This is a genomic window from Pseudomonas typographi (assembly GCF_014694385.1).
GTDB lineage: Bacteria > Pseudomonadota > Gammaproteobacteria > Pseudomonadales > Pseudomonadaceae > Aquipseudomonas > Aquipseudomonas typographi.
This window is the reverse complement of sequence record NZ_JAAOCA010000014.1, coordinates 23,573-42,569: the sequence shown is the minus strand read 5'-3', so window position 1 is coordinate 42,569 and position 18,997 is coordinate 23,573. Positions and strand designations below refer to the sequence as shown.

The 18,997-nt window shown below is 62.0% G+C and carries 19 protein-coding genes; all 19 read left to right on the top strand.

What is annotated here, in order from left to right; translation table 11 throughout:
- Nucleotide 1 precedes the first annotated feature (1 nt).
- Nucleotides 2–2,053 carry an EscV/YscV/HrcV family type III secretion system export apparatus protein gene (locus tag HAQ05_RS12555; protein ID WP_190421041.1) on the top strand — a complete coding sequence of 684 codons (2,052 nt, stop codon included), beginning with the start codon at nt 2–4 and terminating at the stop codon, nt 2,051–2,053.
- Nucleotides 2,054–2,063: 10 nt separating this feature from the next.
- Nucleotides 2,064–2,471 (top strand): InvB/SpaK family type III secretion system chaperone, encoded by a 408-nt coding sequence (locus tag HAQ05_RS12550; protein WP_190421039.1) that lies wholly within the window; start codon nt 2,064–2,066, stop codon nt 2,469–2,471.
- Nucleotides 2,468–3,757, top strand: a complete 1,290-nt coding sequence (sctN, locus tag HAQ05_RS12545) for a type III secretion system ATPase SctN (RefSeq protein ID WP_190421037.1) — start codon at nt 2,468–2,470, stop codon at nt 3,755–3,757. Before HAQ05_RS12550 ends, sctN begins: the two co-directional genes overlap by 4 nt.
- The gene (locus HAQ05_RS12540; RefSeq protein ID WP_190421035.1) at nt 3,741–4,196 is read left to right on the top strand and encodes a type III secretion protein; all 456 of its coding nucleotides are present in this window, start codon (nt 3,741–3,743) and stop codon (nt 4,194–4,196) included. The genes sctN and HAQ05_RS12540 overlap by 17 nt, the downstream gene beginning before the upstream one ends.
- On the top strand, nt 4,196–5,326 hold the full coding sequence (locus HAQ05_RS28675; RefSeq protein WP_238935120.1) for a hypothetical protein: 1,131 nt from the start codon (nt 4,196–4,198) through the stop codon (nt 5,324–5,326). The genes HAQ05_RS12540 and HAQ05_RS28675 overlap by 1 nt, the downstream gene beginning before the upstream one ends.
- Nucleotides 5,323–6,228, top strand: a complete 906-nt coding sequence (locus HAQ05_RS12525; RefSeq protein WP_190421029.1) for a FliM/FliN family flagellar motor switch protein — start codon at nt 5,323–5,325, stop codon at nt 6,226–6,228. The genes HAQ05_RS28675 and HAQ05_RS12525 overlap by 4 nt, the downstream gene beginning before the upstream one ends.
- On the top strand, nt 6,221–6,898 hold the full coding sequence (locus HAQ05_RS12520) for an EscR/YscR/HrcR family type III secretion system export apparatus protein (RefSeq protein ID WP_190421027.1): 678 nt from the start codon (nt 6,221–6,223) through the stop codon (nt 6,896–6,898). The genes HAQ05_RS12525 and HAQ05_RS12520 overlap by 8 nt, the downstream gene beginning before the upstream one ends.
- 3 nt (nt 6,899–6,901) lie before the next feature.
- Nucleotides 6,902–7,156, top strand: a complete 255-nt coding sequence (locus HAQ05_RS12515) for an EscS/YscS/HrcS family type III secretion system export apparatus protein (protein WP_190421026.1) — start codon at nt 6,902–6,904, stop codon at nt 7,154–7,156.
- A gap of 4 nt (nt 7,157–7,160) precedes the next feature.
- Nucleotides 7,161–7,940: a type III secretion system export apparatus subunit SctT gene (gene sctT, locus HAQ05_RS12510; RefSeq protein ID WP_190421024.1), complete on the top strand. Its 780-nt coding sequence runs from the start codon at nt 7,161–7,163 to the stop codon at nt 7,938–7,940.
- Nucleotides 7,941–8,981: an EscU/YscU/HrcU family type III secretion system export apparatus switch protein gene (locus HAQ05_RS12505; protein ID WP_190421022.1), complete on the top strand. Its 1,041-nt coding sequence runs from the start codon at nt 7,941–7,943 to the stop codon at nt 8,979–8,981.
- 126 nt (nt 8,982–9,107) lie between these two features.
- A complete protein-coding gene (locus tag HAQ05_RS12500; protein ID WP_190421019.1) occupies nt 9,108–9,593 on the top strand; it encodes a SycD/LcrH family type III secretion system chaperone in 486 nt (161 codons plus the stop codon).
- 5 nt (nt 9,594–9,598) lie between these two features.
- Nucleotides 9,599–11,383 (top strand): type III secretion system translocon subunit SseC family protein, encoded by a 1,785-nt coding sequence (gene sctE / locus HAQ05_RS12495; RefSeq protein WP_190421010.1) that lies wholly within the window; start codon nt 9,599–9,601, stop codon nt 11,381–11,383.
- A 24-nt stretch (nt 11,384–11,407) separates the two neighbouring features.
- Nucleotides 11,408–12,568: a hypothetical protein gene (locus HAQ05_RS12490; protein WP_190421002.1), complete on the top strand. Its 1,161-nt coding sequence runs from the start codon at nt 11,408–11,410 to the stop codon at nt 12,566–12,568.
- 11 nt (nt 12,569–12,579) lie between these two features.
- Nucleotides 12,580–13,731, top strand: coding sequence for an IpaD/SipD/SspD family type III secretion system needle tip protein (locus HAQ05_RS12485; RefSeq protein WP_190421000.1), 1,152 nt, complete (start codon nt 12,580–12,582; stop codon nt 13,729–13,731).
- 10 nt (nt 13,732–13,741) lie between these two features.
- On the top strand, nt 13,742–15,169 hold the full coding sequence (locus HAQ05_RS12480; RefSeq protein WP_190420990.1) for a collagen-like domain-containing protein: 1,428 nt from the start codon (nt 13,742–13,744) through the stop codon (nt 15,167–15,169).
- Nucleotides 15,170–15,267: 98 nt separating this feature from the next.
- Nucleotides 15,268–15,495, top strand: coding sequence for a phosphopantetheine-binding protein (locus HAQ05_RS12475; protein ID WP_190420988.1), 228 nt, complete (start codon nt 15,268–15,270; stop codon nt 15,493–15,495).
- Nucleotides 15,496–16,015: 520 nt separating this feature from the next.
- The gene (locus HAQ05_RS12470) at nt 16,016–17,284 is read left to right on the top strand and encodes a winged helix-turn-helix domain-containing protein (RefSeq protein WP_190420986.1); all 1,269 of its coding nucleotides are present in this window, start codon (nt 16,016–16,018) and stop codon (nt 17,282–17,284) included.
- The gene (locus HAQ05_RS12465; RefSeq protein WP_190420982.1) at nt 17,281–17,742 is read left to right on the top strand and encodes a lytic transglycosylase domain-containing protein; all 462 of its coding nucleotides are present in this window, start codon (nt 17,281–17,283) and stop codon (nt 17,740–17,742) included. The genes HAQ05_RS12470 and HAQ05_RS12465 overlap by 4 nt, the downstream gene beginning before the upstream one ends.
- Nucleotides 17,743–17,834: 92 nt before the next feature.
- Nucleotides 17,835–18,995 (top strand): PrgH/EprH family type III secretion apparatus protein, encoded by a 1,161-nt coding sequence (locus HAQ05_RS12460; RefSeq protein WP_190420980.1) that lies wholly within the window; start codon nt 17,835–17,837, stop codon nt 18,993–18,995.
- The last annotated feature ends 2 nt before the right edge of the window (nt 18,996–18,997 follow it).

Genomic DNA, 18,997 nt, shown 5'->3' with positions numbered 1-18,997 from the left:
CATGTTCAACACTCTTCTACGCAGCGCCACCTCGCGCCCGGAGCTGATCATCCTGACGCTGATGGTCTTGATCATCGCCATGCTGATCATCCCGTTGCCCACGCAACTGGTGGACTTCCTGATCGCCTTGAACATCGTGATCGCCATCCTGGTGTTCATGGGATCTTTCTATATTTCTCGCATTCTGGATTTCTCCTCGTTCCCGGCGCTGTTGCTGATCACTACGCTGTTTCGCCTGGCGCTGTCGATCAGTACCAGCCGCCTGATCCTCACGCAAGCCGACGCTGGCGACATCATCGCCTCGTTCGGTGAATTCGTGATCGGCGAAAGCCTGGTGGTGGGCTTCGTGGTGTTTTCTATCGTCACCATCGTGCAGTTCATCGTGATCACCAAAGGCTCGGAACGGGTCGCGGAAGTGGCGGCGCGGTTCTCCCTAGACGGCATGCCAGGCAAGCAGATGAGCATCGACGGCGACCTCAAGGCCGGCGCCATCGATGCTCAACAAGCCGGCGAGAAGCGCAGTATCCTGGAGCGGGAAAGCCAGTTGTACGGCTCGTTCGACGGTGCGATGAAGTTCATCAAGGGTGATGCGATCGCCGGGATCATCATCATCTTCGTTAACTTTCTCGGTGGCATGGCCATCGGCATCGGCCAGTTGGGCATGGACGTATCCACCGCGATGTCGACCTACACCCTGCTCACCATCGGTGACGGCCTGGTCGCGCAGATCCCGGCCCTGCTGATTGCCATCGGTGCGGGTTTTATCGTCACCCGCGTCAGCGGCGACGACGACAACCTGGGCCGCAACATGGTCCGGCAGATGCTCAGTAACCCCTTCGTGCTCGGCGTCACCTGCCTGATGGCATTGGCCGTGGGGGTGTTGCCAGGGTTCCCACTGCTGGTGTTCGCGATTATTGCCGGCGCATTGGTGGCGCTGCTGTGGTTTCGCCACCGCGCCTCGCGCAACAGCAACGCCGCCGCCCCCAGCGCCGCCGCGGGCGACCCGCAGGCCGTGCCGGAGCCGGCCGATGGGTTGTTGCAGAACGTAGACGAGTTGGCCACCGAAACCGTGCCGCTGATGCTGGTGGTGCCGGCCAAGGAGCACGATGCGCTGGATAAGGCCAACGTGGCCGAGCGCTTACGCAGCCAGTTCTTTCTTGACTACGGGGTGCGCATTCCGCAGCTGCATGTGCGCGCCAGCGAACTGTTGCCCGCCGGGCAAGTCGCGGTATTGATCAACGAAGTGCGCGCCGACCAGTTCGATATTTTCTTCGACCGCCTGCGCCTGGTCACTTATACGCCGGAACTGGACTCGTTGGACTTCGACATCTGCCAGGGCGTGGACACTCATCGCCAGCCCAACCACTGGTGCCTGGCCACCGACAAAGACACCTTGGTCGCCATGGGCTACCAGGTACGCCAGGCTTACGACGAACTCTACCGCTGCCTGGTGCTGTTGTTGGCCCGTAACGTTCAAGAGTTTTTCGGCGTGCAAGAAACCAAAACGCTGCTCGACGAACTCGAGGCGCGTTACCCCGATTTGGTCAAGGAGGTTTACCGCCACGCTACGGTGCAGAAGATTTGCGAAATCCTCCAGCGGCTGCTGAGCGAACGCATTTCGGTGCGCAACATGAAGTTGATTCTCGAAGCGTTGGCCCAATGGGGCAGCCGGGAAAAAGACACCATCGCCCTGTGCGAGCACGTGCGTGCTTCGCTGGCGCGCTATATCAGCAACAAGTTCGCCCATGGCAACGAGCTGCGGGTGCTGATGCTTTCGCCCGACTACGAAGAGGCGCTGCGCAAAGGCGTGCGGCAAACCTCGGCGGGCAGCTTCCTGAACGTGGAGCCCGGCGTGGCCGACGACCTGCTCGACCGCCTGGCCTTGGCACTGGAGGGCTTGAGCGTGGCCCAAAAAGACTTGGTGCTGCTGTGCTCGGTCGACATCCGCCGTTACCTGAAGAAATTCGTAGAACACCGCTTCCGCGAGCTGGACGTGATCTCGTACGGCGAGGTCTCCGAGACGGTGTCCATCAATGTACTTAGAACTTTGTAAGGAGTGTGAAATGCCCCCTATCGATATCGCCCAGTTGGTGCGCGACGCACTCAAAGCCAGCGGCTGCAACGACCAGCAAATCGGTAGTTTCGACGGCCACAGCACCATTGAATTGGAATTCAATGGCATACCCAGCGTGCATATCGCGGGGTTAGAGACGGGCGTATGGTTTTGGGCGCGCATCGCCGAGCTGACGCCAGCCATTCTCCAGAGCAGTGCCGAGCACTTGCTGGGCTTCATCATGCATGGCTTTGGCCCGGCGCGAACCGAACAGTTGCAAGTCGCCGATATCGACGGCTGGCTGGAGCTGCGCGTGCTGCTCAGTGACGCCAGCACCGGCGACGCCGAAAGCATGGCTCAGGCGATCGAAGCCTTTGTGCACAGTATCGACGAGCTGCAGGAGTTGTTGCGCCGATGAGCGACCCGCTGCTGGGCCGCACGGCCGCGCACCCTTTACGCCTGGACGGGCCGCTGATCGAAGCGGCGCTGCGCCACGCCGTGGGCGGCGAGCTGTGCGAGATACGTAGGCACTGGCGCGACGAACAGGCCTGCGCCCGTGCCCAAGTAATCGGGTTTCGCGGCGATACCGTGCTGCTCAGCCTGCTGGGCCAGGCCCAGGGCTTGTCGCGCGAGTCGTTGATCGTGCCGACCGGCGCCAGGCTCACGCTGCATTGCAGCCGGCAGATGCTCGGCAGTGTAGTGGATGCCCGCGGCCGTATCGTCGAGCAGTTGGCACCGCTGGTAGCCGAGCACGGCCGCGATTGCTTGGTCGATGCCACGCCACTGGATTACCGCCAGCGCAAACCCATTGCCCAGGTGTTGCCCACCGGCATCAGGGTGGTCGATGCACTGCTGACCTGTGGCGTTGGCCAGCGTATCGGTATTTTCGCCGCGGCGGGTGCGGGTAAAACCTCGTTGATGAACATGCTGATCGAACACGCGCAGGCCGACGTGTTCGTGATCGGCCTGGTCGGCGAGCGGGGCCGCGAGGTGACCGAATTCATCGAGCACCTGCGCGCATCACCCCAGCGCGGGCGCTGCGTGGTGGTCTATGCCACCTCCGACCTGTCGTCGGTCGACCGCTGTAATGCAGCACTGCAGGCGACCACCATCGCCGAGTATTTCCGCGATGAAGGCGCGCGCGTGGTGCTGATGCTCGACTCGATGACCCGGTACGCCCGTGCCCGCCGCGACCTGGCCTTGGCCGCGGGCGAGGCGCCGGCGCGGCGGGGCTACCCGGCGTCGGTGTTCGATGCGTTGCCGAAGATGCTCGAACGCCCCGGCAATACCGCCACCGGCAGCATCACGGCCTTCTACACGGTGTTGCTCGAAAGCGACGATGACCCCGACCCGATAGCCGAAGAGATCCGCTCGATCCTCGATGGGCACATCTACCTGGATCGCAAGCTAGCAGCGCGTGGCCACTACCCGGCCATAGACGTGTTACGCAGCGCCAGCCGGGTGGCGGCGCAGGTGACCGCCCCCGCCGCCCACGCCCTGGCCAGCCGTGCCCGTGACGTGCTGGGGCGGCTGCAAGACCTGCAACTGTTCATCGACCTGGGTGAATACCGGCCCGGCGAGAACCCCGCCAACGACCATGCCATGCAGTGCCGTACGGCGCTGGAGCAATGGCAACGGCAAGCGTTAGACGATGGAACGAAGTTCGAGCGGGCTCTGGAGGCGTTGCATGAAATCCTTCAATGATGTCGGCCGCTTGATGCGCCTGGGCAGCGAGCGCTTGCGTGGCGCCGAGCGGGCCCTGCGCGATACCTATCGGCAGTTGGCCCCACTGGATGAGGAACTGCAGGCGCTGCAGGCCCAAGCCGAGGGTTTGCAGAGCATGCTGGCCAGCGGCGGGCTGCAAGGCATCACCCTCGACCAGGGGCAACTGTTTGCCGCGCTGCGCCAGCAGGCAGTGATTCGCCGGCGCATCGACCTGTTGGCGATAGACCGTGCCCGGGCCGAGCAAGAGCGCAGCCATGCCCTGGCGATGCTCGCCCAACAACAGCGCGAACGGCAACGCCTGCACAGCAAGCAAGAGAAATACCGCGTGATCGAGGGCCGCCTGCGGCAGCGGCTGCGCGCCCGCCAAGGGCGCCTGGAAGAAATCGAAACCGAAGACCTGATAATGAGTACACGATAATGTTATCGATACAGCCACCCACCGCCTCGTTGGAGGCGCTGCCGCCTGAAGAGGAAGGCGCGCCAGTGATGCCGCCGGTCGAGACGATGCCGGATGTGCAGGACATGCCTGCCCTGGCTGAGTTGCTGGCGGCGCTGCTCCCACCGTTGGCCCCGCCGCTACCCCCGCTGCGCCTCGCATCGGCCGGCCCGAATCCCGCAGGGCCTTCACAATCGCTGCCCGCCGCCAGTGCGCTGTTCAACCACCAGCAGGCCGTGCCGGCTTTGCCTGCCCAGCCAGGGGTGGCACGCGGGCAGCTCGCCACGCCGGGCCTTATGGCTGCCTTGCCCCGGGGCAAGGTTGCACTGCCCACCGCTACGGCGACCGCCAACGGTACCGCCGCCATTGCAGCGGGGCAAACCCAACCAGCGCCGCGGCAGGCCGTGGCGCCAACGCCGCTGCAGGTCGCGGCGCCAACGCCGCTGCAGGTCGCGGCACCAATGCCGCTACAGGTCGCGGCACCAATGCCGCTACAGGTCGCGGCACTAACGCCGCTACAGGTCGCGGCACCAATGCCGCAACAGATCGCAGCGCCAGCGCCGCCGCAGGTGGCAGCGCCGGCACCGATACCGGCCCCCGCCACGGCCCCGCTGCCGAGCGTGGCGGTCACCGCGCCGCCCGCATTTGGCGAAGGCGAACCGGCACCTAGCGACGAAGCCGGCGCGCCGCATGCAGACGCCACGCCCCGTACGCTGGCATTGGGCGGGTTCGAACCCAAGCCGTTGGCGGTCGCGCCTGCCGCGCCGGCCCTACCGCGCGGTGCCGCAATGGCAATGCCAGCACCGTCTGTGCCCGAGCCGACCGTTAAAGACAGCAGGGCCGGCTACCTGCATGTGCCGTTCAATAACGGCACCCTGGCGGGCGAATTGGTGATCAGCAAAGACCCAGCCGGCATTGGCACAGGGTTGCTGATCGACACCAGCCCCAAACTGGCCGAGCACTTGCGCCACCACCTGCCGGCCAGCGACGCGAACTGGTCGTTGCGTGACGAGCAACACCCTGGGCACGGGCGCGAACAGCCCTCCAGGGACGACGACGAGCAACCCCAAGAGCGTCGCTACCCGCTGCCTGACGAGGAGACGCAGGCATGACCGGGCTGGGGCTGCGCACGCTTGAGCTGCAGGCTTATCGACGCGGCCAGTGGGTGCGCCACTGGCTGCGCCAAGGCACCAACGTGGAATGGGCGGCCCCGCCGGCAGGCGATGCCTGGCTAAGCTTTCGCGCAGTGGGCGGGCCGGCGCCCTGGGCCGGAATGGTCGCGCGCGATCCCTGGCTGCGCCACCAGTGGCCGGCGCTGCCGGCCTTTCTTGCACAGGGCTACCACGCCAAGGCGTCACTGGCGCTGTTCGCCAGCCTGCCACGGCCGGTAGAAACGGGCCTTGCCGAACTCGACTACCAAAGCCTGCAAGCGCTGCAGTGGCTACCAGCCGCACAGGTGCCGCGCGAGCCGTTGCCCCTGCTGCATACCGCCAGCGGCCCTGTGTGGCTGACGCAACTGCCGGCCTATGCGGGGCAGGGCCGCCAGCCGCTGCCAACGTGGCTGCGGCAGTGCGCACAGCCGCTGCGGTTAAGCCTGGGCACTAGCCGCATGCCGGCCCGCCAATGGGCGCGCTTGCGTGCCGAAGACATCGCCCTGATCGGGCACCTACAACCGCGAATGTATTGGGGGGGCCGCTGTATTGGCGCGTTCACCCTTGAAAAGGAGGGCCTGATGACGCAGCTACAAACCCCAACCGCCGCCCCGCAATGTGACGAAGCGGCCTTCGACCCTTGCAAGGTCACCGTGGAGTTCATACTCCACCGCAGCCCACTCTCGCTGGCTGAACTGAGTGAATGGGAGCCGGGGCACCTGATCGAGTTGCCCGAGGGGGCGGTCGAACGGGTCGAGTTGGTAGTGGCGGGGCGCACGGTGGGCCGAGGCGAATTGGTACGCCTCGAAGGCCGCCTGGGTATCCAAATACACGCCCTGCACGGCGGTGCCCCCGATGAATGATGTATCGATGATCGGCCTGCTGGCCGTCGCTTCGCTGTTCCCCTTCCTGGTCGCTGCCGGCACCTGCTACCTGAAGTTCTCCATCGTGTTCGTGATCGTGCGCAACGCCTTGGGTTTGCAGCAGGTGCCGTCGAACATGGTGCTCAATGCCGTGGCATTGATGTTGGCCATGTTCGTGATGAGCCCGATTTTGCAGCAGCTGTATGACTACCAGCAGGAGCACCGGGTCGATTTCGCAAGCTTGGAGTCGGTGGTGGAGTTCGCCGAAGGCGGCTTGGACGGTTACAAGGCCTATTTGGCACGGTACACCGACCCGGAGTTGGCTGGATTTTTCGAGCGGGCGCAACATGCGCAGGCGCACCAGGACGACCCGAACGCCGCTGCGCCCAGCGAGGCCTTAGAGGTGCTGGAGCCTTCGTTGTTTGCCTTGTTGCCCGCTTACGCGCTCAGCGAAATCAAGGCCGCGTTCAAAATCGGTTTTTATCTCTACTTACCGTTCGTAGTGGTCGATTTGGTCATTTCCAGCATCTTGCTGGCGCTGGGCATGATGATGATGAGCCCGGTGATCATCTCCGTGCCGATCAAACTCGTGCTGTTCGTGGCGCTGGACGGTTGGGCGCTGCTCTCCACTGGGTTGGTGGAGCAATACCTGGCCGTGCCGGGGGGTTAGGGCATGAACGATATCGTCTTCGCCGGTAACAAAACGCTTTACCTGATTTTGCTGCTGGTGGCCTGGCCGATCATCGTCGCCACGGTGGTCGGCCTGCTGGTGGGCCTGGTGCAAACCGTTACGCAGTTGCAGGAGCAAACTTTGCCGTTCGGCTTCAAGCTGTTGGCGGTTGGCATCTGCTTGTTCTTGCTCTCGGGCTGGTACGGGCAAACCTTGCTGCAGTTCAGCCGAGACATGCTAAGCCTGGCGCTGGGCTGATGCGATGAATGTCAGCCTGTTTTTCGACTTGCACGCCTGGTTGGCCGGCGCACTGCTGTGCATGGCTCGGCTGGCGCCGGTGTTCTTCATGTTGCCGTTTCTCAACGGCGGTGTGCTCACCGGGGCGCCGCGTACGGTGGTCATCATGCTGGTCGGCATGGCCCTATGGCCCTACACCGGTGCCGACCTGCCGGCCTTGAACAGCCTAGGGTACCTGCTCGCGGTGCTGCGCGAAGGCGCGGTGGGGCTGGCCATCGCCTGCTTGCTCGGCTGGCCGTTCTGGGTGATGCATGCGGTGGGCAACCTGATCGACAACCAACGCGGCGCGATGCTGAGCAATACCGTAGACCCGGCCAACGGCAACGATACCTCCGAGCTTGCCAACTTCTTGCAACTGATGGCCGCGGCGCTGTACCTGCAAGGCGGCGGCATGTTGTTGGTGCTGGAAACCCTGGCCCACAGTTACCGCCTGTGCACGCCAGACGAAGGTTGTGACTTTCAGTTAAGCGCAGTGATCGACATGCTCGATGCACTGGTGGTCAAGACCATCTTGGTGAGCGCGCCGGTGGTGGCGATGCTGCTGCTCAGCGAGGCGCTGCTGGGCTTGCTGGCGCGCTTCGCGCCGCAGATGAACGCGTTTTCGGTGTCGTTGACCATCAAGAGCGCGATCGCCTTCGTGGTGCTGTTGCTGTACCTGGGTGCGTACATCCCCGAAGAGGTGCTGCGCATGGGCCAACGCGCGTGGGCCCTGCCACAATGGCTGGCCGGCCCGGAGGGCGATTGAATGTCGGCAGCCAGTAAAACCGAAAAACCCACCCCCAAGAAGCTGCGGGACGCGGCCAAGAAGGGCCAGACCTTCAAGGCACGGGACATGACCACCACCTGCCTGATGGGCGTGGGGGTGCTGTACATTGCCCACGATGGCGCGCTGCTGGAAGTGATGGAGGTATACAAACGTGCCATTGCCGGTGGCTTCAGCGCACCGATGGCCGATTACTTGCGCCAGCTCGGCACCTTGCTGCTGCGGTTGATCCTACCGTTGGTGGTGGTGTGTTTCATCGCGGCGGCGATCCCCACGCTAATCCAGACTGGCCTGCGTTTGGCCACCGAAGCGTTCAAGCTCAACCTCAACGCGATCAACCCGGTCAACGGTTTCAAAAGGCTGTTCAGCCTGCGCACGGTGAAGGACACGGTCAAGGCGCTGTTGTACCTGTGTTGTTTCGCCGTGGCCTTTTGGGTGCTATGGGGCACCCAGCGTGGGTTGTTGTTCGGCCAAGTGCACACCCGCATAAGTAGCTTGTTTCCGATTTGGGGCACGCTGCTGCAAACCGTGGTGTGGGTGTTCCTGGCGTGCATCGCGCTGATCGTGGTGCTCGATGCGCTGGCCGAATATTGGCTGTTCATCAAAGACCAGAAAATGGACAAACACGCAGTCAAGCGCGAATACAAAGAGCAAGAAGGCAGCCCAGAGACGACGTCGCGCCGGCGCGATCTGCACATGGAGTTGCTCAGTGAACAGGTTAAATCCGATATCCGCAATTCCCGGGTGATCGTCGCCAACCCCACGCACATTGCCGTGGGTATTTACTTTCGCCCGGAGGTGACCGTGATGCCGTTCATTTCGTTGATCGAAACCAACCAACGCGCCCTGGCCGTGCGTGCCTACGCCAAGCAGGTAGGCGTACCGGTGGTCAACGACATCGCGCTGGCGCGGCGCCTGTTCAAAACCCACCCACGCTACAGCTTCGTGCAATTGAGCGAAATCGAAGCGGTGGTGCGCCTGCTGGCCTGGGTGGCCGAAGTTGAACAGGCCGGCATGCACTAGCCGGCCGCCGGTGCGAAACGCTCATCCGTCGCCATATGAGCGTTTCGTTGCGGTGAGCGCGGCGGCCACGTTGGTTTAATCATTGGGTCAGCCGAGCTGGCCCGCCGTTTTCAGGAATGCACAGCAATGAACGAAAGCACTACCGATGAACTGGTCGATGTGACCGCCGAGATGGTCCTGGCGCTGATGCGCGGGGAACCCATGAGTGCGGTGGTAGGCCTGAGCCAGGGCGATATGGACGAGATGTACGCACACGCCCATCGCTTTTACCAGCGGGGGCAATTGAACGAAGCGGAGCGTTTTTTTCACTTCTTGTGCATCTACGACATGCGCAACCCGGACTACTGGTTCGGCCTCGCGGCGGTCAAGCAACTCAAAGGCGAGCACCAGAACGCCATCGACCTTTATGTGGTGGCCTTCACCCAAGGCCGCGACGACTACCGGCCGATGTTCTACACCGGCCAATGCCACTTGGCGCTGGGCCGGCTCGGTAAAGCCAAATTGTGCTTCGAATACTGCCGCGACGGCCTACCTGAAGGGGCGCTGCGCGACCAGGCGCTGGGGTATCTCAAGGCGCTGGAAGAAATCGAAGCCGATCATTCGGAGGATTAACCTGTATGCTCACAACCATCAATACCGCCAGGCCCGTTGGCCCTACAGCCGCCAGCGCGGGCGATCGCCCAGCATTGGAACAGGCGGCGCGCAAGGCGACCTATACACCCCAATTGCAACAGATGGCCGACACCACGCTGTTGGCTGGCATACAAAACAGCCAGTTCGCGGGCCAGGCTGAAGGTCTGCCCCCGGGCAGCCCTGAATTGCCGCCGCCATCGCACGTGCTGCCACGGGCAACGGAGCGGGTCCGGCAGGGTTTCGAAAAGCTGATGCTCAAGCTGATCGCCCTGCTTGGCGAGGTATCCGAAGGCAGCGCCAGTGCCCGCTTGGAGATACTGAAAAAAATGAGCCAATCGGCCACCGAAGCGGCTCGCCAGCACGCCGAGCGTTACGCCGAGGCCGTCAAGGCATTGGAAGCCGCCCTCGACGGCGCGCAGCAGACCGAAGCCAAGCTCGAGGCCGCCCGTGAGCGCCTGGCCCAGGCGCAGAACGACGTGGCCGCGGCGCGTGCCCAGCTCGAGGGGCTGGAGCCGGGCACCCCGGAGTACAAGGCCGCTCAGGCCGCACTTGAGCGCCAGCAACAACAACTGCTGGCGATACAAAAGGGCGCCGAGCAAGCCAAGCTGGAACACCGTGCTGCCACTGACGTGGCGGGCAAGGCCGCCGTGGCAGCAGACGAAATCGCCAAACAGGCGTTGGAGGCCGCGGGTTCGGGGCGTTGGTCAAGCGAGTTGGAAGGCACCGCCAAAAAAGAGATCAGCGCCGGTGCCAGGCTGGTCGCCTTAATGTTGCGCTTTTCGGAGCTAATGGGCGAAACCCAAGACAAAAAACTCGAAAGTGACGTCGCGTTGTTCAAGGAACTTCAGGCTGCGCGCCAAGCTGAAATGAACCGTAAGGCCGAAGAGTACGCCAAGGAAATGGAAAAAGCCGCCAAGGCCGCCAAGGCCGCTAATTGCATCGGCAAGGTGGTGATGGCGGTCACGGCGGTGGCGGGCGTGGTGGCTACGCTTGCCACCGGAGGCTTGGCCGCTGGCGCCTTCGTGGCTGTGTTGGCCGCTGCCACGCCGCTGCTCGATAAAGCCCTCAAACCGGTGACAGATGGTTTGATGCAGGCCTTGGGCCCGGTGCTCGAAGGCTTGATGAAGGCGGTTTCAGGCCTGCTCCAAGACATGGGCGTGGATGCCAGCACGGCGATGTTGGTAGCGTCCGTGGCGGTCAGTGTGGCCCTGGCGGCGGCGGTGATGGCCGCAGTCAGCTTGCTCAGCGCCGGGGCCGGCTCCGCCATTGCGCAAAAGGTTATGGCCAAGGTCGGTGATGTCACCAGCAAGCTCGTCGACAAATTGATGAACTCGATCATGGGCCAGATGCTGCAAGGGGCCACCAGCAAGCTCGGCCAGCAAGCGCTGGTGCGCCAATTGCAAACGCTGTTGCGGCCGATGATGCAAAAGGTCGCCGCTAATGTGAGCGGGCCGGCCGGCAAAACCATGCTGCAAGACGCCCAAACGGCGCTCTCCGTGACCCAGGTCGGGGGCACCGCTGCAAAGGGCGGTATGGACGGCCGCGCGGCGCAACACCAAGTTGGTGGGAGCGAGGCGACGGGCCGGATCCTGGAGCTGGAACAGGCTAGCAAGACCGTTCAGCGGGCACTCAAAGATGCGGTGGAAAACAACAGCCAGTCGGTCGAGACGATGCGAGACGTGATGAATAGCATGTCATCGCAATTGGCCCATACCCAGGGCACCAGCGTGCAGATGGCGAGAAACGTCGCCAATAGCCGAGCTCTTTAACTCACTTCTATAAGGACCACGACCATGACTTTTTCTATCAATTCGATGTCGATCGACCTGGCGCACTTTCCCGATGCCCCCGCAGCGGGCGAAGCCGGCGAGCGGAGCGACAAAGCTCGCGAGCGAAGCCACCAACACGAAACGCCACGCAAGGCGGTGGATGCCCAGGCGGTGCCCGTCGCCAGCCAACTGTTGAGCGCGCCTTCGGTGGCCGCCCCTTGGGCCGATGTGGCCACAGCGCCCCCAGCTAGCATCCGCACGGCGCAACAGCCCGCGCCTGAAACCGCCGCCCTGCAACCGGGCACCCCGGCGGCAGGCGAGGGCGCCACGGCATTGGAACGCATGCGCGACACCGTGGAAGCGCTCAAGCAGGCCATTGCCCAGTTGCCTGAAGCTGAGCAGAAAACGCTGGCCGAGGAGGTCGAGCGTGCAAAAGACGAAGCGTTGAAAAGCGCTGTCGACATGAAGTTCGACCCCTCGAAGTTTGGCCAGAATATCGAGGTGCTGTACGGCATCATGCAAGCGATGCAATCGATGATACAAACCATGCGCCAACTCAATGGCCAACTGGCAATTCTGGCCAAGGAGATGGCCCATAGCGCGGCCAAAAGCGGTGTTTCCGCTGCGCAGGCGAATTATGTCGGCGCGATCGTCACCGCGGTATTCGCCGTAGGCCTGGCCTCCGGCTCGCTGGCGCTGCACAGCCGGTCCAGCCAGCTATCGCATAAAGATTTGAAACACAACCGCATACCGGCCCAACGCGAGCGTGAGGCGGCGAGGGCCCATCGAGATATCGTGGATGGCAGCAATGTGGATGCGGCAAACCGCACGCAGCTCTCGCAAACGTCGCGAGCGCTGTCGGATAACGGGGCAAACCTAGACCTGAACTCGCAGCGCTACGCTATTCAAATTGCCCAGAAGAGCGCGCAAGGTCAGGTCGTGGGAGGGTTGGCCATGCCCCTCGCCGCCCTGGGCGGCGCCACTCAGCAGCCGGTTGCCGCCCAACATCAGGGCGAGGTGGAAAAGCGCAAAGCCGACCAGAATGCGCTTAATGACTCGGCCCGGGAAGCCGGCAGCGAAGCAGACAAAGCCCAAGAGGCGTTCAAGGACGCGGTACGCACCGTGCAGACCGCTGAACAAAACACCCTCGCGGTGATGAATTCCATCGCTAGCCAGCGCGCATGAGGTAAACCCCGATGCCTGACATATCGCTAAGCCGACCGGTCGCCGTGCGTAACGTTACCCCGGAACCCGTCGAGAAACTCGCCGAAGCTGCGATACCGCATGCCAGCGTTGAAGCCAGCGCGCAGGGGGCGCCGCAAAGCCCTCTGGAGCGGCAACTGGGCCGCATCCTGGATAACGCCAAACGGATAACATTGGCGCCATTGCCCGAACCACCCGCCGGCTTTACCAAAGAGGGGGTCGAGAATAACGGAGGCAGCGCGGCAGGCGAGTATAGCCGCGCGCAAGAGCGTATTAAAACGCAGACGGAACGCAACAAGCGCTATATCGCTGATACGCGCGCCGGCCTAGCGGAGAACCGCCCTAAATTCGAGCAACGCAGCCATGGGTTGCGCAGCTTTGCCGACACCGTGCTGGCCAGCCTGTCAACCGAAGCAAGGCAGCTACTGGGCCGCGGGGCCGCCGCCAGCGCCGGCTTACCTTCGGGGCTGGAGGATAGGCTGCTCAACGTGAACTCGGCACCCGACCCCGATGACTTTTTTGGCAGCCTTCGAGATTTGATCGACTTGATCGGTGCTGAATACCTGGAGATTTACGAAAATCTCGTTCAGAAGTACACCGACTTTTATGAGGAAATCAATGCGGAGCTCATCTCCAAATTAAAGGACTGGGTCGTGAGCGAGCCCAATGGCCGGATTATCCTGAAAGTAGGCAAGCCCGATGACCCCGGTGTCTACGGAATCCTCGAAGCCGTCGAAAAACTTATAACTAAATATGGGACGCCCCCCGAAAGCGTGCTGTACGAAAGCAACAGCCGCGAAGATGCCGAAAAATGGCTGAAAGCGATGGGGTTGCCAGCCGATTGCCTGGTAGACGCCGGGGGCGGGAAGTTCTACGTGACCTTCGACCTGAGCCCGCTCAAGGCCATTAAGGCGCTAACCGGAAACTTGGAGGAGGGGAATCATAACGGGAATATCTACCTCACTGCAGCGGAATTTCAGGCCTATCAAACCGGGTTTTACTCCCATGACAGCGCGATCAAGAATTATCTGCAGATCGCTACGAATAAATATTCCAACGCCAATGCCTATTATGACAACTTCGTTAAAATTTTGTCGCAGCAGTTGAGCCAATTCGCTGAGATGCTTAAAGGCTATTTGAATTGAGGACGGGAATATGCCGAATGTATCAACTCCATTGAATGATGTTCGTGGTTCAAGGCCGACATTACCCATAGATCACGCGGTGAACTGCTTTGCAGGGTTAAACTCGGCTGGCAATAGCGCCGTCAGGTTAGACGATTGCTGCCTGGATTACCTTGCCGGCTTAAAGGGCAAGGCAAGCGTGAACCATGCCGCGTTTCTGGGGCAGTTGAGTGGCCTGCGGGATATCGACGCCAATCAATCGGCGCAACGCCACGTAGCGGTGTTTGGCGTGCTGAACAGCCTGGTTATCAAGGCGGGCGGTGTCGATCGTCAAGAGCAGATCCAGCGCCTGCTCGAAGACGTAAAAGCAGGAAGAGACACTGCACTGGGCCGTGATGGTCACGGTGGAGGCCGCGCCGCGGAGCGACTTCGAAGGGAATTGGTCGAGGCCTTTCAAAAGTGCGCCCCTGTAGATCGCAAAAAAGCAGGGGAGTATTTGGCTAAGACGGTGGCCGACCAAAATGTGGCACAGTTACTTGACAGGCAGCCTGCCCCCACCATCCAAGACCTTAAAACGAGTTACCTTTTTGGTAACGGTTCGATTGATGCCATGAACTTATGGCAGCGGGGGTTGCTGAGTGAGCAGGGTGATAACTTCAGCATTTTTGAACGTCAGCTTTATAAACTACTGGAGCAACCTTTTACCAAGCCTGTCGCAGATTCCGGGACGCGCGGAAGTGTCGATACCAAGGGGGACGACCGTGCTAAATACCCAGGCAGGGGTATCACTGTTACCGTCAACCCTACGTTTAAGAATTTTGGGAATTCCAAGGGCGGCCATGCAGGGCCGCCGGGCCCACAAGGTTTGGTTGGCGAGGCAGGGCCGCAGGGCCCACAAGGTCCGGCTGGTCTGGTTAGCCCCATAGTGCTGGAGAGTCCACCAGGTCCGGTTAGCCCCATAGTTAGCCCCATAGTGCTGGAGAGTCCACCAGGTCCGGTTAGCCCCATAGTTAGCACCATAGTGCTGGAGAGTTCACCAGATCCGGAACCCGCCATAGTGCTGGAGCGTCCACAAGATAAGCCCAATCCCACCCCACCTAATGCCACTAAAAATCTGGATGGAAAGTTTCGCTATGAAGTTAATGAGCTCCCCAGAATCTATAGCACACATTCCACATTTCAATCTACTCACCATGGTAGCTTAGCGTCCGCCCAGCGGATCGGAACCGACCCCACTGGAAAGGATCCATCGTTTATTGGGAAACATAAAAAAGTTCATGCGACGGTTTCCAGTAAGTTGTATATGCATCATTATAAAGTAAACACAAGCTTTGCCGATGCCAACTCAGATGGCACATCACAGGACTCGCCTGCCTCGGTAAAAAGATCGGGTCATAGCAATCCTCAAAGGCAAGGCAGTAGTGTTGAATTAAACTTGGTGCCAACTGAGAGCGCTTGATCCAGTGGCGGGCAGTCAATGCCGCTTTTATGTATAAGGGGCTCCCATCGAGTATGGCCATTGAATACCTTTCGGATAGCTGCCCGGCGGAGCCAGCTGTGTATGCCATCATTGCTGGCCATTTCCGCGTACCGCTCGATACGGTAGCCGCTAGCACCCGCCTGGTCTACGACCTTGGCGCCGACTCGTCTGAGCTGTTGGAGTTGTGCGTCTTGCTCAGCGAGCAGTACCGTTGTGAATTGGACACCCACCTGGTGGGGCGCCTGCGCACCGCTGGTGACGTGTATCAGATGCTCTGCCAAGCCTTCGCGGTGCCCGCCCGCTGAGCCGGGCGGGTTCAACCTGTGGCGCAATCGGTGTTAAGCCTGTTGCGTCTTTTTTTAGCCGGGTTTCTACACGGTGGCCGTTCAGGAACTAAGCCCCGTCTGGTCCTTCGGCAGCTAAAAAGTGTTCAAGACGATTCAGAACGGTGAAAGATATTTCCCGTTCGCCAAAAAAGTTTCAATGCCTGCCCTTCAGACGTTCAAGGCCCTGTGCCAATTTCCGGTGTAAGGCTTTTCTTAGGTGGCGTAATGCCATTGTTGTTTGCCCCGCCTTTTTTTCGATAATGCCCGCTTCGCCCCTTCCCTGGGTCGGCGGCGTGTACACCTGCAGCTCGCTGAGGGGTATGGCTGATGGGCGCGGCCCATCGTAACCCGGTGTTGGCTTAGCGGCTCGCTGAGTGCAGCGCACCGGGTAGCGTTTAGGAGGTTTCTGATAACGATTCGATGGGTGATTCTTTATAGTCTTCGCCCGTTTCCGTATTTCCAAACTCCCATTACATTTGGCAAAGGAGCAATGGCACTCATGGCTGGTGTTGCTGGTTTTTTTATCCAGCGGCGCTATGAATTTGGCGCGCTGGAATTACAAAGCGACGGAACGCTATGGGTAGAAGGTGAACGTATGCATTTGCCCCCCAAAGAACTCAAACTGTTGGAGGCCTTGTTAAGCGCCGGCGGCGCAGTGGTAATGAAAGATGCGTTATTAAACCATGCCTGGCCCGGTATGGAAGTGGGCGAGGACTCACTCACGCGGTGTATTTACTCATTGCGCAGGGCATTTGGGCGTTACAAGAAATACATCGCCACCGTTTACGGAAAAGGTTACCGGCTAACCTGCGAGGTCAAGCACCATGAGGTGCAACCTTCGGTATTGTCCAGTCGCTTGTTACCGCGAAGCTTTTGCCTGAAGCCTGCGGACTACACACCGGCCGGGTTAGCCCAGGCCGCCGAACAGCAGCGGCGGCTGGTAGCCGAAAATGGCCAGAACGCACAGGCCTGGTGTGGCCTGGCCGAAGCGTTGCTGGCCCAGGCGTCGTTGGCCTTATGCGAACACGAAACGCTGGTGGTGCAGATCGACGAGGCTTTGGGTAAGGCCTTGGAGGCGCAACCCGACTACGGCGACGCGCTGGTGCGCCTGGCATTCGTGGCGGGGGCGCAAGGCAGCGTGGCTGCCGCGCACAGCCTGGAACGCGCCGCGGCCGGGTTGCCCTGTACCTCGCAGGCCGATGCGCTGTTTTACCGGGCCTGGTTGCAATGGTGCAACCGCCAGTATGGGGCGGCGGCGGTGCTGCTCGATGAGGCCCTGCGGCTGGCGCCACAGTCTGTGGCGGCTTGGTTATTGCGTTGCCGGGTGGCGTTCGCGTACACACCGGAGGTGGCGTTGGACACGGCCCAGCGTGCGCGCAAGGCGGTGGGCGAGGTGCAACCGGTAATGGCCTGCTGGTACGCCATGGTGCTGGCTTGGCAGGGTAGGCCGCGGGCCGCTTGGCAATGCTTGCGCAACCTGGGTTGTGATGCGCCATTGGCGGGCGAACTGGGGCTATGGCAAGCCTACGTGTTGGCGTGCCACGACCGGGCCGCCGCACGCCAGCGTTTGGCCAGCTGGCAAGAGGCCCAAGCAGGCTGGCCGGTGTCAGCCGAGGAATTGGCGGTACGCCGCGAGCTCAATGGCGATGGGGCGATTATCGCTGAGTGGCGGGCGTTCACCCGCCGTGCACAACCTTGGCAGCGTGCACGCCTTGACGACCCGCGTTTGCGCAACCTGGGCGTGCTGGCGGCCAAGGCTAGCGCATGAAACGCTGGTTACTGGCCGTGCTGCTACTGGCGGCCGGCCCGGTGGTGGCGATGTGTTTCGATACCGCTGGCCAGCGCCATGCCATCGACCCGGCGCTGCTGCAGGCCATCGCCGAGGTCGAGTCCGCCATGCGTGCGAACGCGGTGAACGTCAACGCCGACGGCTCGCGTGACGTGGGGCTGATGCAGATCAACAGCTACCACTTCCCGCGCTTGGCGCGCCAGGGCATTACCGAAGCGCGCCTGCTCAGCGACAGTTGCCTGGCGGTTGAGGTGGGGGCGGGCATTTTGCGTGGTTTCATCCAACGTTACGGCTACAACTGGACAGCCGTAGGCGCCTACAACGCAGGTGGCGGCGCCGGCCGTGAGGCCGCCCGGCGGCGTTATGCGCGCAAGGTATGGCAGCGCTACCAGGCATTGCTCGAACAGCGCCCGGCGTTGAGCGCCGCGACCCGATAATTCGATCAGGATTGGCCATTGGCTGCTCAATATCATGGTCGCAATCAAAGGCGCTCCCGGTGCCTCCGCTTTAACGCATGAGCGAGTGAAACATGCAGGTTTCAGACACACAGGCGTGCGTATTGCGCGTTCTCAATGGGCCGCTGCAAGGTGGCGAATTTTTGCTCTCGCAGCCGGCGACCTTGTTCGTGGTGGGCCCCGCCGAGACGTTCTGCCAGGCCGATGCACCGGCCAGTGTACCGGCTGAGGCGATCTACATTCCGTTGGAGCGGGGCGGTTGTAATTTTGAGGTGCTGCTACGCGCCAATAGCCGGGACGGCTGCTTGCTGCGCGTGCTGGGCGAACAGGGCGGGCAAGAGCGCGCATTGGCCTTCCAGGTGGCCGAACAGGTCGGCGCGTTGCGTATCGCCCTGCGCCCGGAAGGTGAGCCGTGGGCCGAGGGCGTGCTCGATGCGCCCGCCAGCCATGCGCCGCTGCCGGCGGGGCGCCGTGTGGCAAAGCCGCTGGCCTGGCTGCCCGTGAGTGGCGCGCTGCTGCTGGCCGTGGCGCTGGGTATCGGCGCGTGGGCACTGCGCAGTAACCCGGTGGCGGATGTGGAGCAGTTGGTCGCCGGCGCGCCTACGCCCCTAGAGGTGGTGCGTGGCCCGCGCGGCCAAGTGTACGTGTTTGCCGAGCAAGAGCGCGAGGCACGCTGGGCGCGCCAGGTGCTGACCCGCCAAGGGCAGGGCGCCACGCCGGTGTTGTCGCTGCAAGATGAACGCAGCCGGCTGCAGGCGCTATTGGCCGACCGCTACCCGAACCTGGCCTATCACCGCATCGACTTGAGCGATGTGCGCAAGCCCGAGCTGTGGCTGAGCCAGCAGCGCAACCTGTTGACGCCCCAGTTCCAACAAGCGCTGCACAGCCTGTTGCGTGACGCCGCGCCCTACGCCGCGGACGTAAACCTGCGCCAATACGACGACACGGCATTGGTGGCGGCGGCCGAGCGTGGCCTGGCGCGCCTGGCGGTGCCCTACGAGCGCGATGACAAAACCGAATCGGTGACCTTCCGGGTGCAAGGCAACTTGGCCGATACCGAATTGATCGCGGTGCGCGACTACGTCAACGAGTTCTATCGGGCGTGGGGCGACCGCTACGTGCACTTTGCGGTAGAGCTCAAGGATGACTGGCTCAAAGACAAATCCTTCCAGTACGGCCCCCAGGGGTACATCAAACTCACCCCATCGTCCTGGTATTTCCCCAAGCCACAATGAGG